At 60.3% G+C, this 15472-nt stretch carries 14 protein-coding genes and 1 other RNA gene; 5 read left to right on the top strand and 10 right to left on the bottom strand.

What is annotated here, in order from left to right:
* Positions 1–418: 418 nt before the first annotated feature.
* A complete protein-coding gene (locus tag ACP7AP_RS10100; protein ID WP_426034084.1) occupies positions 419–3166 on the top strand; it encodes an Rne/Rng family ribonuclease in 2748 nt (915 codons plus the stop codon).
* Between the two features lie 47 nt (positions 3167–3213).
* Here ACP7AP_RS10100 and ACP7AP_RS10095 read toward each other — a convergent pair whose 3' ends face one another.
* Positions 3214–3441, bottom strand: coding sequence for a sulfurtransferase TusA family protein (locus tag ACP7AP_RS10095; RefSeq protein WP_426034083.1), 228 nt, complete (start codon positions 3439–3441; stop codon positions 3214–3216).
* Positions 3442–3577: 136 nt separating this feature from the next.
* Between ACP7AP_RS10095 and ACP7AP_RS10090 the strand changes: the two genes are divergently transcribed.
* From ACP7AP_RS10090 to ACP7AP_RS10080, 3 genes are all read left to right on the top strand, one after another.
* Positions 3578–4318 (top strand): cytochrome c biogenesis CcdA family protein, encoded by a 741-nt coding sequence (locus ACP7AP_RS10090; protein WP_426034082.1) that lies wholly within the window; start codon positions 3578–3580, stop codon positions 4316–4318.
* A gap of 63 nt (positions 4319–4381) precedes the next feature.
* On the top strand, positions 4382–5602 hold the full coding sequence (locus ACP7AP_RS10085; RefSeq protein ID WP_426034129.1) for a hypothetical protein: 1221 nt from the start codon (positions 4382–4384) through the stop codon (positions 5600–5602).
* Positions 5599–6939 (top strand): cytochrome P450, encoded by a 1341-nt coding sequence (locus tag ACP7AP_RS10080; protein WP_426034081.1) that lies wholly within the window; start codon positions 5599–5601, stop codon positions 6937–6939. Before ACP7AP_RS10085 ends, ACP7AP_RS10080 begins: the two co-directional genes overlap by 4 nt.
* Here the strand turns inward: ACP7AP_RS10080 and ACP7AP_RS10075 are convergent.
* From ACP7AP_RS10075 to ACP7AP_RS10035, 9 genes are all read right to left on the bottom strand, one after another.
* Positions 6936–7151, bottom strand: a complete 216-nt coding sequence (locus tag ACP7AP_RS10075) for a ribbon-helix-helix domain-containing protein (RefSeq protein WP_426034080.1) — start codon at positions 7149–7151, stop codon at positions 6936–6938. The two genes, ACP7AP_RS10080 and ACP7AP_RS10075, sit on opposite strands and share 4 nt — an antisense overlap.
* A complete protein-coding gene (locus tag ACP7AP_RS10070; protein WP_426034079.1) occupies positions 7148–7336 on the bottom strand; it encodes a DUF4169 family protein in 189 nt (62 codons plus the stop codon). Before ACP7AP_RS10070 ends, ACP7AP_RS10075 begins: the two co-directional genes overlap by 4 nt.
* Positions 7336–8730: a class II fumarate hydratase gene (gene fumC / locus ACP7AP_RS10065; protein ID WP_426034078.1), complete on the bottom strand. Its 1395-nt coding sequence runs from the start codon at positions 8728–8730 to the stop codon at positions 7336–7338. Before fumC ends, ACP7AP_RS10070 begins: the two co-directional genes overlap by 1 nt.
* A 91-nt stretch (positions 8731–8821) precedes the next feature.
* Positions 8822–9376 carry a class I SAM-dependent methyltransferase gene (locus tag ACP7AP_RS10060; protein WP_426034077.1) on the bottom strand — a complete coding sequence of 185 codons (555 nt, stop codon included), beginning with the start codon at positions 9374–9376 and terminating at the stop codon, positions 8822–8824.
* A gap of 26 nt (positions 9377–9402) precedes the next feature.
* Positions 9403–9858, bottom strand: a complete 456-nt coding sequence (locus tag ACP7AP_RS10055; protein ID WP_426034076.1) for an SspB family protein — start codon at positions 9856–9858, stop codon at positions 9403–9405.
* A 62-nt stretch (positions 9859–9920) separates the two neighbouring features.
* Positions 9921–11162 carry a chromate efflux transporter gene (gene chrA / locus ACP7AP_RS10050; RefSeq protein WP_426034075.1) on the bottom strand — a complete coding sequence of 414 codons (1242 nt, stop codon included), beginning with the start codon at positions 11160–11162 and terminating at the stop codon, positions 9921–9923.
* Positions 11159–11959, bottom strand: coding sequence for a chromate resistance protein ChrB domain-containing protein (locus ACP7AP_RS10045; protein WP_426034074.1), 801 nt, complete (start codon positions 11957–11959; stop codon positions 11159–11161). Before ACP7AP_RS10045 ends, chrA begins: the two co-directional genes overlap by 4 nt.
* A gap of 189 nt (positions 11960–12148) precedes the next feature.
* Positions 12149–12506: a transfer-messenger RNA gene (ssrA, locus tag ACP7AP_RS10040) on the bottom strand.
* Between the two features lie 165 nt (positions 12507–12671).
* Entirely contained in the window at positions 12672–13721 is a 1050-nt protein-coding gene (locus tag ACP7AP_RS10035) for an extracellular solute-binding protein (RefSeq protein ID WP_426034073.1), read from the bottom strand.
* Positions 13722–14146: 425 nt separating this feature from the next.
* On the opposite strand from ACP7AP_RS10035, the gene ACP7AP_RS10030 reads away from it, so the two are divergent.
* Positions 14147–15379: an aminotransferase class V-fold PLP-dependent enzyme gene (locus tag ACP7AP_RS10030; RefSeq protein WP_426034072.1), complete on the top strand. Its 1233-nt coding sequence runs from the start codon at positions 14147–14149 to the stop codon at positions 15377–15379.
* Positions 15380–15472 lie beyond the last annotated feature (93 nt).

Genomic DNA, 15472 nt, shown 5'->3' with positions numbered 1-15472 from the left:
GGACGAGCGATGTTTGCGACGCATCCGGCGCAAATCACCCATTGTCATCGCCGCCGGTTTCCCGTTAGGTTACAGTCAGGTGACATTCTGTCGCCAAAGAATTCTCTGCCCTGTTGATCTGGCGCGCTTATCGTGCCGAAAACCGGGGTGGTCGGATCGGCTGCAAGGCCGGATTATTGCTCGTAAGTGACTGATAACACAGGATCAAACCGGGCCTTTTTAGGTGGGCCGCGCAAGCAGCTCAAACGTGAACCGCGATGATGTGCGCGACATTGGCAATTCAAGGCGAGGGGTGCCCACCGGGCACGGCCCGTCTATTTGCGTTGCGCGCAGCCGCCCGAACAAGCCGCCTCTTTATGTCAAACATCCGCTTTGGTAGCCCAAGCGGGTGTTTGCATGACAGGCGCAATGGATTGATATGTCAAAGAAAATGCTTATCGACGCCACCCATGCCGAGGAAACTCGGGTTGTTGTGGTCGATGGAAACAAGGTCGAAGAATTCGATTTTGAAACCGTAAACAAGCGCCAGCTTGCCGGAAATATATACCTTGCCAAAGTGACAAGGGTAGAGCCTTCGCTACAGGCGGCGTTTGTCGAATATGGCGGCAACCGTCACGGCTTCTTGGCTTTTGCCGAGATTCACCCGGATTATTACCAGATCCCGGTGGCTGATCGCAAAGCTTTGCTGGACGAAGAACGCGCCTTCAACCGCGCGCAGGATGAAGAAGACAATCGCCGCTCGCGCCCGCGCCCGAAGCCGCAACAACAACAACGCCCGCGCGCTGAGGCGGTTGAGGGCGATGCCGTACAGTCGTCCGAGATCAGCAGCATGGATGTGGTGGATCTTGGCGAAGAAACGGGTGCCGATGCGCTGGTGCAATCCGCACCCGCCGATGTGATTGAGCAGCCGCACCACGACCACGATCATCACGACCACAGCCATACCCACAACGTCGCCTCGCTGGATGTCGAGGAAGGCGATGAGGTCTATCGCGCGATTGATCACGCCTCTGATACCGATGATGAGATCGAATCCATCGCCGAAGAAGACGTGTCAGAAGAAATTTCCGCGCCGCGCAAGCCTCGTGCGCGGCGCTATAAAATCCAGGAAGTGATCAAGGTTCGGCAGATCATGCTGGTGCAGGTGGTCAAGGAAGAACGCGGCAACAAGGGTGCTGCACTTACCACTTACCTGTCGCTCGCAGGTCGCTATTGCGTGCTGATGCCAAATACGGCGCGCGGCGGCGGGATTTCCCGCAAGATCACCCAAGCCGCTGACCGCAAGAAACTGAAAGAGATCGCCACCGAGATTGAAGTGCCGGAAGGCGCTGGCCTGATCATTCGGACGGCTGGGGCCAAGCGCACCAAGCCCGAGATCAAGCGCGATTACGAATATCTGATGCGGTTGTGGGAACAGATTCGCGAGCTGACCCTCAAATCCATCGCGCCCGCCGCGATCTACGAGGAAGGCAACCTGATCAAACGCACGATCCGCGATCTCTACAGCCGCGAGATTGATGAAATTCTGGTGGAAGGCGAGGCGGGCTACCGCACCGCGAAAGACTTCATGCGGATGATCATGCCAAGCCACGCCAAAGCGGTGGTGCGGTATGATGAGCAAACACCGCTGTTCGCGAAATATCAGGTCGAAAGCTATCTCGGCGGCATGTTCAACCCGACCGTGCAGCTGAAATCCGGCGGCTATATCGTGATCGGCATCACCGAAGCGCTGGTGGCGGTTGACGTGAACTCGGGGCGCGCCACCAAAGAGGGGTCCATTGAGGACACCGCTTTGAAGACCAATCTTGAGGCCGCCGAAGAAGTCGCACGCCAGTTGCGTCTGCGCGATTTGGCGGGCCTGATCGTGATCGACTTCATCGACATGGAAGAGCGTCGCAACAACGCCGCCGTCGAGAAGAAGCTGAAAGACAAGCTGAAAACCGACCGTGCGCGGATTCAGGTAGGCCGGATTTCCGGCTTTGGCCTGATGGAAATGTCGCGTCAGCGCTTGCGTCCGGGGATGCTGGAATCGACCACGCAGCCGTGTTCACATTGCCATGGCACCGGGTTGATCCGCTCGGATGACAGTTTGGGTCTGCAAGTTTTGCGCGCGCTGGAAGAAGAAGGCACGCGCAAACGCAGCAAAGAAGTGCTGTTGCGCGCCCCGATTGGCATCGTCAACTTCCTGATCAACGGCAAGCGCGAGCATATCGCGCTGATCGAGGCGCGTTATGGCATGGCGGTGCGGATTGAATGTGATCCGGCGATGATCAGCCCGGATTTCTCGATTGAAAAGTTCAAAACCGCGACCCGCTTGGTGCCGGAAGTGTCTTCGGTGATCTCGGGCAATGCCTCGCTGATGGGTGCGCCGGTGGCGGAAGAAGACGATGAAGATATCATCGACGATGTGGATGACGTCGAAGACGCCGAAGTGGTTGAGGCTGCCCCGGTTGCCGCAGTTGCGACCGCACCTTCGGTGGCGAATGGCGATGGCGGCACCGGCAAGAAGCGCCGCCGTCGGCGTCGTCGCAAGAAGCCCGGTCAGCCGGGTGAGGCTATTGCTGGCGCGGATGCCGAAGGCGACGACGGCGATGATGAGGGTGATGACGAGGCGGGCGATGATGCGCCTTTGGCCGTCACCGAAACCGTAGCCGAGGCCCCGACAGAGGCCACCGCTGAGGTTGAAGTGAAAAAGCCAACCCGCACCCGCGCGCCGCGTGGCAGCAAATCGGTGGCGGCGGTAGCAGCGGAAGCGCCGGTGGCCGAGGCGGTGAAGCCCGCCCGCAGCCGCTCGCGCAGCAGTGCCGTGAAAGCGGAAACTGTGGTGGAGGTCGCGGTGCAAGCTGCGGTCGCGGAAGTCCCCGTGGCAGCTGAAGAAAAGCCGAAAGCCACGCGCAGCCGCACCAGCCGCGCCAAGCCTAAGGCTGATACGGTGGTTGAAGCTGTTGTATCTGAGGCGCATACCTCGGTCGCTGTCGAAGCGGTCGCAGAAGCCGCTCCGGTGGCAAGCGCGCCGGTACTGCAAGCCGATCCGGGTTTGGTTGAGGCGGCCCCGATGGCCAGCCTGCAGGTCGATCCCGGCCTTGCCGACACTGCGGTAGAGCCCGCCGAAGACGATGGCTCGGCCAAGCCGAAAAAGCGCGGCTGGTGGTCTTTGGGTCGCTAAAGCTTAGAATGTGAATGGGGGCGGTGGGGAAACCTGCCGCCCTTTCGCTATCCGCACTGGATCAAATAAGCGCTGCCGCCGTCCACGTCGCTGGCCCCCAGATAATGATGCCCAGCCTCGGCGCAGAAATGCGGCAGATCAATCGCCGCCATCTTGTCACTGGCCAGCACCCGCAACACCTGTCCCGCAGCCATGCCGATCAACCGCTTGCGCGCCTTGAGCACGGGAAGGGGGCAGAGCAGCCCCAGACAATCCAACTCCACATCCCAATCCATGCCAAGCCCATCCTCTGCGCCCCAATATCCCCGCCGGAGGCAGCGACGCCAGCCCAAAATGCCGCACGCAGACGTGAGGCAGCCGCGCGTGACCTTTGCCGCCAACTGCGCTAGACCCGTGCAAAACGGAGGCCCCATGTTCGGCATCGACATCTTTGACGCAAGCCTGATCCCGGCGATGCTGGTGGCCCTTACCGCAGGCATCCTGTCGTTCCTGTCGCCTTGCGTGCTGCCGATCGTGCCGCCTTATCTGGCCTATATGTCAGGCATTTCAGTCACCGAGATGAAAACCGGGCGCTCACCGCTGCTCGCTGCGCTGTTCTTCGTGCTTGGCCTGTCGACGGTTTTCCTGCTGCTCGGCCTCGCCGCCTCGGCCTTTGGCGCATTTTTCCTTGGCAATGCCAGCACTTTTGCCACCGTCGCAGGCGTGGTGGTGATGATCTTCGGGGCGCATTTCATCGGCATCTACCGCATCGGATTTCTGGATCGTGAAATGCGCTTGGATGCAGGCGACCAAGGCGGCTCGGCCTTCGGCGCTTATGTTCTGGGCCTCGCCTTTGCCTTCGGCTGGACGCCGTGTATCGGCCCACAACTGGGCGCGATCCTGTCCCTCGCCGCACAAGAGGGTAATGTCGCGCGCGGTATGACCCTGCTGGGCGTCTATGCCGCAGGCCTAGGCATCCCGTTCCTGCTGGTCGCCGCCTTCTTCACCCGCCTTGCGCCCTTCGTGGCTTTCATGAAGCGCCACGCCGAACGGATCGAGAAGATCATGGGTCTGCTGCTGTGGACCATCGGCCTGTTGATGCTGACGGGCGGCTTTTCGTCGTTCTCCTATTGGCTGTTGGAGAATGTGCCGTTCCTCGCCAATCTGGGCTAGAATTCTCCCCCTTAAAATCGCCCAATTCCTCTGCCATGATGCCGTCAACTGGACAGAGGCATGATGGAACCGATCACCCCGCAAGCATTTCCCGATCAGCGCGTGCAGCGCAGGCGGGTGTTTTATATCCCCGGCTATGATCCGATCCACCCGCGCCGCTACCGTGAGCTTTACCGTAAGGAAGGCCAAGCGCAGGCGCAGATCTCGGGCTATCAGCTTGCTTTGAAACCGAAAAAGACTGGCGGGCCTTATGGCTGGCATGTGACGGGCACGATGGAAGGTGCTGTGACCGAGGCGGATGTCGAGGTGCTGGTATGGTCGGATATCGTCAAAACCTCGATGGCGCGCGGGATTTTGGCGACCTATCTGCAATTGATCCGCACCGCTTACGCCTATATCGGCTCGGGGGCTTTGTTCCGGCTGGCGGGTCTGCGCAAAGGCCCGATGATCGCGGCACTTTATCCGGTTGCATTTTTGCTGGTGCAACTGTTGCTGGCCTGTCTGGCGGGCTGGGGCGTGGGCGAACTGGTGGCTTATGTGCATCCGGCCTTGGGCTGGGCGGCGGGTCTGGGGGTGATTTGGGCGCTGCTGCGGGCGTTTAAGCGCTGGGATAACAAGGTCTTCGCCTATTACCTGATGCATGATTACGCCTATTCGGCGCAGGCAGGTGGGGCCAATCCTCCCGAGCTCGAAGCCCGGATGACCGCGTTTCGGCTATCGATCCGCGACGCTATGACGGCGGGTTTTGATGAGGTTCTGGTGGTGGGTCATTCCTCGGGGGCACATCTGGCGGTGTCTATTCTGGCCGATCTGTTGCGCGAAGGCCTGCCCGCAGGGGCCGCCCGGCTGGCGTTTTTGTCGCTGGGGCAGGTGGTGCCGATGGTGTCGTTCCTGCCGAAAGCCAAGCGTCTGCGCGCCGATCTGCACTATCTCTCTGCGCGGGATGAATTGGTCTGGGTCGATGTTACCGCCCCCGGCGATGGCTGCGCTTTTGCACTGTGTGATCCGGTGGCGGTGACGGGGGTGGCCCCGCCGGACAAACGCTGGCCCTTGGTGATCTCTGCCGCCTTCAGCCAAACCCTGTCGCCGGAGCGCTGGAAAGAACTGCGCTGGAAGTTTTTCCGCCTGCATTTTCAATACCTTTGCGCCTTTGATCGCCCCGGCGACTACGATTATTTTCAGATCACTGCCGGGCCGCTCAGCCTGGCCGACCGCTACCGCGACCGAGCCCCGTCAAAAAGCCGCATTGAACGCCCCGCCTCTGGCTATCGGGATATGGCATGATACCGCCCAAACCGCGCCCACGCGCCGATAAGGTATCCTTGCTGCAATATCTGCGGCTGTTTCGCGCCGATCTCTTGTCGGCACAGCCCGCGCGGCTTTATCGTGGCTGGATGGCCGAGTTTCGCACGCCGTTTTTCCGCAGCTATATGTGCAATGATCCGGCGTTGGTGACCCGTGTTCTAATTGAGCGCCCGGATGATTTCCCGAAATCCAACCGCATCCGCGAGGGGTTGAACCCGCTGCTTGGCAATTCGGTGTTCGTGACGAATGGTGCGGTCTGGAAGCGCCAGCGCCGCATCATTGACCCGGCGTTTGAGGGCGGGCGGTTGCGCGATACCTTTCCCGCCATGGTCGCGGCGGGGCAGGCGGCGGTGGCGCGGATGCCACTGGGCGAGGTTGAGGTTGAGCAAGAGATGAGCCATGCGGCGGCAGATGTGATTTTCCGCACGCTGTTCTCGATCCCGATTGAGCACGAAGTGGCTGCGGCGGTTTTCGCCGAATTCCGCAGCTATCAACGTACGCAACCCCTTCTGAACCTTGCGGCTTTTCTACCTTTGCCGAAATGGGTGCCGCGGTTTCACCGCCGTGACACCAAGCGTTCGGCGGCGGTGATCCGCGGGCTGATCACGCGTCTGACCGAGGGGCGCGCGGCTGAAATTGCCGCTGGCACCGCACCCGATGATCTGGCGACCAAGATCATGACAACCGCCGATCCGCTGACCGGAGAACGGTTTGAAACCGCCGAGATGGTCGATCAGGTGGCGATTTTCTTTCTGGCCGGGCATGAAACCAGCGCCTCGGCTTTGTCTTGGGCGCTGTTGATGCTGGCGATGGACGCCGAGACACAGGAAAAGGTCGCGGCCGAGGCGCAAGGTTTGGGGGATCAGCCGGAATTTTCTGCGCTGTCCAAGTTGCGCTTCACGCGCGATGTGTTTCGCGAGGTGCTGCGGCTGTATCCTCCGGTGCCGATGATGGTGCGCGAAAACGCCTGCCCGGAGGAGATGCGGGGGCGTAAGGTGGCTCCGGGGGCGCAAATTGTGCTGAGCCCTTGGCATTTGCACCGCCACGAACGCATCTGGGACAGGCCCGATGAGTTTGACCCAAGCCGTTGGCAAACCGAGGAAAATCGTGTCTGCGCCCGCGATGCCTATATGCCGTTTTCAGCGGGGCCAAGGGTTTGTACCGGCGCGGGTTTTGCCATGGTCGAAGGCACACTGCTGTTGGCGCTTTTGGCGCGGGCGTTCCGGTTTGAGGTCGCGGGGGCGTTGCCTGTGCCCGTGGCGCATCTGACGGTGCGCGCGAAGGATGGCATCTGGCTGCGCATCACCCGGCGCTAACGCCGAAGCGTTTCCAGCACAAACACCCGGATCGCCGAGGCGAGGCCGATGTCACCGGCGCGGCCCGCGTCAATTTCGGCGGCCAAGGCGTTCAGGGTTTGGCCGCGCGCATGGGCGATTTCGCAAAAGCCGTCCCAAAATGCGGCTTCGAGTGAGATTGAGGTGCGATGGCCCTTCAGCGTCACCGAATGTTTGACGGGCCTGCCGCTCATTCCGGGTCTTTCGGGGTGATCTTATGCCCCTCAAGATCGCGTTTTTCTTTGTCTAGCCGCGCCGCTTCCAGCGCCTTTTCAGCCTTTCGGCGGCCAAATTTCACCGCATTGGCATCCGCCTGCGCGCGGGCGGTGGCCTTGTCTTTGGCCTTCCGCACGCTGCGCAGGTTGATGAGTTCGGCCATTAGCCTTTGGGCCCAATCATATCCTCTGGCCGCACCACGCGGTCAAAGGTTTCACCGTCAACATAGCCCAAAGCGATGGCTTCTTCGCGCAACGTCGTGCCGTTTTTATGCGCGGTTTTAGCGACTTTGGTTGCCGCATCATAGCCGATGGTCGGGGCCAAAGCCGTCACCAGCATCAGCGATTCCTTCATCAGCTTGTCAATACGGGGGATGTTGGCTTGGGTGCCGACCACCATATTGTCGGTGAAAGAGCCTGCGGCGTCGCCCAAAAGTTGCATAGATTGCAAGACGTTATAGGACATCATCGGGTTGTAGACGTTCAACTCGAAATGCCCCTGCGAGCCCGCAAAGCCCACCGCCGCATCATTGCCCATCACCTGCGCGCAGACCATGGTCAGTGCTTCGGCTTGGGTCGGGTTGACCTTGCCCGGCATGATGGAAGAACCCGGCTCATTTTCCGGCAAAATCAACTCGCCCAGACCCGAACGTGGGCCGGAACCCAAAAGGCGCAGGTCGTTGGCGATTTTGAACAGGCTGGCGGCGACGGTTTTCAAAGCGCCCGAGAACATAACCATGGCGTCGTGGGCCGCGAGAGCTTCGAACTTATTGGGTGCTGTCACAAACGGTAGGTCGGTGATCTCGGCAATCGCCGCAGCAACCCGCACATCCCAGCCGACGCGGGTGTTCAGGCCGGTGCCGACAGCGGTGCCGCCTTGCGCCAATTCATAGATATCGGGCAGGCACATCTTGACGCGGGCGATGCCTTTTTCAACTTGCTTGGCATAGCCGGAGAATTCTTGGCCCAAGGTCAAGGGCGTTGCATCCTGCGTATGGGTGCGTCCGATCTTGATAATGTCTTTGAATTCAATGGCTTTGGCGTGCAAAGCGGCGTGCAGTTTCACCAGCCCCGGCAACAGCACATCGCGCGCCATCATGCCAATGGCGACATGCATCGCGGTGGGGAAGGTGTCGTTCGACGATTGCCCCATGTTGACGTGATCGTTCGGATGCACAGGTTTTTTCGACCCCATCACCCCACCCAGCATCTGGATCGCGCGGTTCGAGATCACTTCATTGGCGTTCATATTCGATTGCGTGCCAGACCCGGTCTGCCAGACCACCAGCGGGAAGTTGTCATCAAACTTGCCGTCGATGACTTCCTGCGCGGCTTTGGCAATCGTCTCACCAAGCCCCAAATCAATGTCGCCCTGCGCGATGTTGACCAGCGCACAGGCCTTTTTGATCACGCCCAAAGCGCGGACGATGGCAATCGGCTGACGCTCCCACCCGATGGGGAAGTTCTGGATCGAGCGCTGAGTTTGCGCGCCCCAGTATTTATCGGCAGGAACTTCCAGCGGGCCAAAGCTGTCGGTTTCGGTACGGGTGGCGGACATCTGCAAGCCTCCTAAATCAGATGCCTGCGGCTTAGCGTGGCAGGCTCAAAAATTCAATCGGTATGCAGAGGTATACCGCAATTATCCCAATTCAGGCGCGTTGGAAGATGAAAATCCGGGCGGGCGGGATGTTCAGCCAGACTTTCGGTCCCGCGACAACCTTCAGACCCAGTCGGCTGAGTTGTTCGGCCGATAGGGCGGGCTTGGCACCATAGGTGAACTGGACATAACGTCCATTGGGGCCGAGGATTTCAAATGCCGCTTTTACGATGGATTCGCGCACCGCCATCGGCATCGACAGCAGCGGCAGGCCGGAAATCACCGCCTCAACGCCGGGTTCAACGTTGCCGACGACCGATTGTGCCGGGGCATTGTGGACGGCGATATTGGGGAATTTCTGCCGCAGCAGCGTGGAGAAGCTTGGGCTCATCTCATACAGCGACAGGTTTTCCGGCGGCAGGCCGGTTTCGAGAATACCGCTGGTCAGAACGCCGGTGCCGGGGCCAAATTCAACCACGCGACCCGACTTAGGGCCCAAACCTTGCGCCATGGCGCGGGCCAGAAAACGCGAGGATGGCACGACGGAGGCCACTTGCAGCGGATTGCTGAGAAATTGACGCAAGAACAGTGTGGTTTCTTTGGGCATTGCAGCCTCCTGTAAAACAGCCAAGCCTATTGCTTGCGGAATTTATCCAGCCGGACGATCTGCGCCTCGCCCTGCGGCGGCGGTGGATCATCTTCGGGGTCTTCATCTTCGTCATCTTCGTCATCATCTTCATGGGTTTCAAACCGCAGACCAAACTCGACCGAGGGGTCAACAAAGGTGCGCACGGCGTCGAAGGGGATAACAAGATGCTCGGGTTGATTGCCGAAATTCAGCGTGATTTCAAAGCCCTCGTCGGTGACGATCAGATCTTCAAACCAATGCTGCACCACAATCGTCATCTCACCGGGGTAGCGCGAACGCAGCCAGTCGGCCATCACAACCCGCTCAACCGTGGTGTCAAAGGTGATGAAGAAATGATGCGCGCCGGGGAGACCATTGGCGCCCACATCTTTGAGAACGGTTTGAATCAGACCCCGCATGGCGCGGTGCATGAGATTTCCGTAATCAATCGACTTCGCCATGCGCCACCTCTTGGTAATGCTGCCACCATAGGGGATTCGGGCCTAAAGGGAAGGGGGGCGGCTTAGAATGCTGCAACTGCAGCGGAAGTTATCGCGCAGAGGGCGAGCACCCCTGGCAGCGGCCAGTGGCGGCGCAGCAGCAGGTAGGCGGCTATGCCTGCGAGGGCGGTGGGTAGGGCTTTGAGGCTGGTGGGGTCGGGCCAGATCAGCTGCAGCGGGCCATAGCTGAGCGGGGTGACGCTGGCGAAGATCACATGGGCTGCAAACCACAGTGACAGGTTGGCGATCACCCCAACCACGGCGGCGGTGATGGCTTTCAGGGCTTGGCTGAGGCGCGGGGCGTGGATCAGGCGGGCGATCCACGGCGCGCCTGCGAAGATCCACAGGAAGCAGGGGGCGAAGGTCATCCAGAGGGTGATTATCGCGCCTGCAAGGCCCATGGCGATGCCCTGTTTGGCGGCGGCGAGGTAGCCGACAAACTCGGTCACAAGGATCAGCGGACCGGGCGTGGTTTCAGCAAGGCCCAAACCGTCGATCATCTGCGGCTGGGTCAGCCATTGTTTTTGCTGCACCACATCCTGCGCCATCCATGTCAACACGGCATAAGCGCCGCCGAAGGTGAGCATGGCGAGTTTGGAGAAGAACAAAGCGATGTCGCCTAGGATTGGCGGGGCGAGCAGGAGCGTTAGGGCGAGGGGAATCAGCCAGACTGCGCCCCAGATCGCAGTGGCACGCAGGGATTGCGCCCAAGGGGATGGCAGGGTGCTGGTGGAGGGGTTCGATTTCGCGGTGAAAAATCCATAGAGGCCAGCGGCGAGGATCACGGCGGGGAACGGGGCTGCGAAGAAAAATAGGGCTGCGAAGGCGAGGGCGGCGATGATCCATTGCGCGCGGGATTTCAGCGCGCGTTTGGAGACGCGCAGCAGGGCCTCGACCACTACGGCGAGGACGGCGGCTTGCACGCCTGTGAACAAAGCGGCGACGAGGGGCAGGGTGCCCCATGCGGCGTAGATCATCGAGAGAGCGAGGACGATAATTGCGCCGGGGAGCACGAACAGGCCGCCTGCGATCAAGCCCCCAAGCGTGCCATGTTTGCGCCAGCCGATCCATGTCGCCAGCTGCATCGCCTCGGGTCCGGGCAGCAACATGCAGAACGACAGGGCCGAGAGGTATTCTTCCTCGGTCACCCATTGTTGTTCATCGACGAGTTCGCGGTGCATCAGGGCGATTTGGGCGGCGGGGCCGCCAAAGGACAGGACGCCGATGCGGGTGAAGGCGCGGGTAAGTTCGGGGAGCGTGGTCATGCGTTGCGGCCTGCGGGCCAGTCGTGACCTTCGTCATGACCATCGCGGGCCCAGCGGTATAGCGCGTCATACAGGGTCATTCCGACGGCCAGTTGTTCCAGGTCGTCACGGTATTGCCGGGATAGACCAACAGAAATCGCAAGCAGGCCAGCGGCTTGCGGCGAGAGGTCGTGACGGTCGGTGTCGGCGGCGCGCACCACTTGGGCAAGGCGTTGCAGCGGGTCGGAGTGCAGAGCAAATTCGGTGATCAGGGTATCAAAAGTGCAGGTGTCGCCGCGGTGGCTGTAAAAGCAGTCTTCAATGTCGAACGGGGTGGCATTGAAACGCTCGGCGACGGCTTGCACCTCGGCGGGCGCTGTGAACAGGAAGCGGGCGGTGGGGTCGATGAAGCGGCGGATCAGCCACGGGCAGGCGATGCGGTCGATTTTGGGACGGTGGCGGGTGACCCAAAGGTTGGTTGGCGGTAGGGCTTTGAGCGGGATCATCGGCAGCGCGGCCTCAGCCCAAGCGATTGTGCCGCCTTCCAAAACCTGCGCGTCAACGGATTGGCTGCGCAGCAGGGCTGCGACACCCTCAGAAAGTTTGCGCCCCCGTTGGCAGACCACGATGACCTTTTGGCCCAGCAGAGTGGCCGGGGCGGGATCGAAGCGATCATGCGGCAGCACGAAGCTGCCGGGGATCAGGCGGGGATCGGCGGCGAGGTCTTCGGCAATACGCACATCAACGATTGCGGGGGCATCGGGCAGGCCGATCAGGCGCATCAGTTGGGCGGGGGTGATCATGTTGGGTCCGGGCATGGGGCATCCTGTGCGGTGACATGGGATGCGAGCCTTGGGCCTGAGCCTCACGGGGTGTTCGCGGACCCCATGAGTTTGGATAGGAAATTCGGGGGGATGCGTCAAGCGGGGATGCGGAGGGGCGTTGGAAAATCTGCGCAGATTGATACGTCAAATCAGCGCGCAATATTTTGAAAATAAAGAGGTAAAAGTGCCGGATTCTGTTGCCAGGTTCCGGCGGACCCCGCCTTACGCGGCTAAGCGCAAGGACTTAGTTTCGGCGACTCGAACTGCTTACGCAGCCAAAGCCATTGCCGGAGCACGGTTGTCATTTGCAACTGTACGTTTGGACCGATAACGGTAGTACCTCACCGAGCAAAAGCTGGCCCCTTTAGACGTTCGTCGATCCTATTTCGACCCCACACGCCCCAAATGAAAGGGTGAAATGGTGGAGTCGCCGGGTACCGCCCCCGGGTCCGAGCCGTTTATTATGGGTGCGTTTATCGCCATATTCCGAGTTGCCCCGGACAGGCTTAATATAGGGGCAGGGCGCAGGGCGCGCAAGGTGGTGTGCGGTCCCAACGCGGGACCTTTTTTATCTGTTTTAGATCAATGGGTTGGCGGTGCGGATTTAAGGATTTGTTAACGATTGCGGGGTTTCTGGGGCAGCGGGTGCAGCGCAAAGCAGAACGCCCGCAACGGATTGCGGGCGTTTTGTGGTTTCAGCGGCGGCTCAGAAGCCGGATTTGATCATCTCAAACTCTTGCGTCATGCGGTCGCGCATCGCGGGATCAATCGGCACCTGCGACAGCAGGATGCCATCGACGGGATCAACGTCATGGGCTTTGAGTTCTTCCAGCGGGATGTCTTTCATCGCCACATCATTGGCGTGGACATAGCCGAAGTTCGCAAGCAGGCCTTTGGCCGAGCCATGATCCAGCCACGCATTGATGAAATCATAGGCTTTTTCTTCTTTGCCGGGGCCGTCCTTGAAGTTGACATAGCCGCAGAACCAGTTCGCCACCCCCTCTTTCGGGGTGCGTTGGAAGGCGACCGGGACGCCTTCGCGTTTCAAGTTGGCAACGCCGTCGTTCCATGTCCATGCGATCACCACTTCGCCGGTTTTCATCAGTTGCGCCAGTTCCGACGGATCGGCCCAATAGGTGCGGACATTGGCATGCGCCAGACGCAACCAAGCGGCGGCGGCGGCAAATTGTTCATCCGTCACATTGGTCCAATCCGAAACGCCTGTGGCAAGCAATGCCAGCGACCAGGTGTCATCGGTGTTGTCGGGCAGCGAGATTTTGCCCGCGAAGGCCGGATCGGTGAACACTTGCAGCGAGGCGACTTGCTCGGGCTTCACCAGATCGGTGTTATAAGCGATGGCGGTATAGGCGCCGTCGGTGGGGATATACCAAACCCCGGTGTCGTCGGCGAAGATTTTGGAGTTCTTGTAGCGCTCGCCGATTTCACCGTAGAGCGGGATTTTGCTGATATCCCACGGCTCGATCAGGCCCGCGTCACGGTATTTCTGCACCATTTGCGCGCAGGGGTGGGCGACATCGGCTTTGAAGCCGTTGGAAACTTTCTGGAACGCTTCGTCATCGTCGCCGAAGAAGGAATAGGTCGGCATATCGCCGTTTTTGGCAACGTAAGCCTCGATCAGCGTTTGATTTTCAAAGCCCGCCCAGTCGAACACCGTGAGGTCTGGGTCGGCGGCATGGGCAAGGCTGGCGAAGCTGAGGGCGACGGCGGTGCTGGCGAAAAGTTTTGTAAGGCGCATGAAGTTCCTTCCGGCTGTTGGGGTGCCACTTATGTCGGATGCGGCTTGGATGTGCTTTGAAGCTAGAGCGGGCGTCGCCTTGGCTCAAGCGGTTATTGTGGGATTGGCGGGCGAGGGTGGGGATTGGTGGAATTTTGATCAAAGTTTGGCAGCTTTGCTGGCCGGGGAAGCGGGGGTTTCACACCCCCTGCACCCCCGTGGAGTATTTGCGCCAAGATGAAAGCAAATTTTAGACAAGTTTTAGGGGATTGAGAGGGGGTTTACGCCTTGTCAATCCTTGGCTAAGTTTGCTTCGTGCCTGCGTCATGCGGGTTCTGCCACAGCGCCTGTGCGGGGCTGCGGCTTGGCTGGAAGACCTGCCACGGCCTTTGCTTATCCGTGGAACCAGCCTGGGCCGTTGTCTTTAACCGCAAAAGGGATGTCTGATGACCCAACTTGATCTGAATTTCGTGCGCAGCCAGTTTCCGGCTTTTGACAGTGCTGTGCTGGGCAGCCATGCGTTTTTTGAGAATGCTGGCGGGTCTTATCCCTGCCGTCAGGTGGTGGACCGGCTGCATCGGTTTTATCTGGATCGCAAAGTGCAACCTTACGGCCCTTATCCGGGGGCGCAGGCGGGCGGGGCTGAGATGGATGAGGCACGGGATCGGTTGGCTGGGCTGATGGGGGTGAAGGCGGAGCAGGTGTCGTTTGGGCCTTCAACCTCGGCCAATACCTATGTGCTCGCACAGGCGGTGCGGGTTTGGCTGCGCGGGGCGAAAGCCGCGATTGTGGTGACAAATCAGGACCATGAGGCGAATTCTGGCGTGTGGCGGCGGCTGGCGGACGAGGGCATCGAGGTGCGCGAGTGGCAGATTGATCCGCAGACGGGGAGTTTGGACCCGGCGGATTTAAGCGGGCTGTTGGCGGATGGCAAAGTGCGGTTGGTATGTTTGCCGCATTGCTCGAACGTGGTGGCCGAGATCAATGATGTGGCGGCGATTTCGGCACTTGCAAAGGCGGCTGGTGCGCGGGTGGTGGTGGATGGGGTGTCTTATGCGCCACATGGGTTGCCGGATTTTGCAAGCTTGGGCTGCGATGTGTATTTGTTCTCGGCCTACAAAACTTACGGACCGCATCAGGGGATCATGCTGATCTCCGAGGAGTTTGGGGCTGAATTGCCGGCGCAGGGGCATTATTTCAATGCCGGGTCGCTTTATAAGCGGTTCACCCCTGCCGGGCCGGATCATGCGCAGATCGCGGCTTGTGCGGGGATGGCGGATTACATTGACGCGTTGCATGGGCATCATTTTGCGGCCGAGGCGGATGCGGCGGTGCGGAACCGGGCGGTGCATGATCTGATGCGCAGTCATGAGGTGGCGGTGGTGGCACCGCTGCTGGACTATCTTGCGGCGCGCAATGATTTGCGGCTGATCGGGCCAAGGGCGGCTGAGGCGCGCGCGCCGACGGTGGCGGTGGTGCTGGACCGCGCGGCGGAGCCTGTGTCAGAGGCTTTGGGGCGTGAGGGCATTGCCTGTTGGGCGGGCGATTTTTATGCGGTGCGGCCGTTGACGGCGATGGGGGTTGATCTGGAGCAGGGGGTGCTGCGGATGTCGCTGGTGCATTATACCTCGGCGTCGGAGGTTACGCAGTTGATCGCTGCGCTGGACCGGGTGCTGTAGCGATTTTTGAGAAAAATCGTGGACGATTTCCGTTGCGGAAATCGGGGGGGCTTTGCGCCCCCCGCTCCGCTTCCCCCGCAGGATATTTGTGCA

It is taken from the genome of Cypionkella sp. TWP1-2-1b2, assembly GCF_049896245.1.
Lineage (GTDB): Bacteria > Pseudomonadota > Alphaproteobacteria > Rhodobacterales > Rhodobacteraceae > Cypionkella.
This window is presented reverse-complemented; position numbering and strand designations above follow the sequence as displayed.